Origin of the sequence: Flavobacterium sedimenticola (assembly GCF_030053345.1) — a bacterium.
Taxonomy (GTDB): Bacteria; Bacteroidota; Bacteroidia; order Flavobacteriales; family Flavobacteriaceae; genus Flavobacterium; species Flavobacterium sedimenticola.
This window is the reverse complement of the sequence record NZ_JASGBP010000026.1, coordinates 1-512: the sequence shown is the minus strand read 5'-3', so window position 1 is coordinate 512 and position 512 is coordinate 1. Positions and strand designations below refer to the sequence as shown.

Here is a 512-nt window from a genome sequence, read left to right as displayed (position 1 = left end):
TTAACGGTGTTGCCATTACCAACGGCGAGTGCGTCGGTAAGTCCGACGACGATTTGTTCGAACAGCAGCGCTACCTTTACCTTGACCGGTACTCCGAATGCTACGGTAACGTATAACATCAACGGCGGAGCGAATCAAACGGTTACCTTAAACGGAGCGGGAACAGCAACCATTAGTGGTACTTACACGGCCAATACGACATTGAATATTGTTAGTGTCGCCAGTGCAGGGACTCCGAGTTGTGTGAATCCGCAAACCAGCAGTGTTACTTTAACGGTGTTGCCATTACCAACGGCGAGTGCGTCGGTAAGTCCGACGACGATTTGTTCGAACAGCAGCGCTACCTTTACCTTGACCGGTACTCCGAATGCTACGGTAACGTATAACATCAACGGGGGAGCGAATCAAACGGTTACCTTAAACGGAGCGGGAACAGCAACCATTAGTGGTACTTACACGGCCAATACGACATTGAATATTGTTAGTGTCGCCAGTGCAGGGACTCCGAGTTG

The 512-nt window shown here is 50.2% G+C and carries 1 pseudogene; it reads left to right on the top strand.

The features are described 5' to 3' along the window. Positions 1 to 512 (top strand): annotated as a pseudogene (locus QHT84_RS14200) (hypothetical protein); the annotation flags it as partial.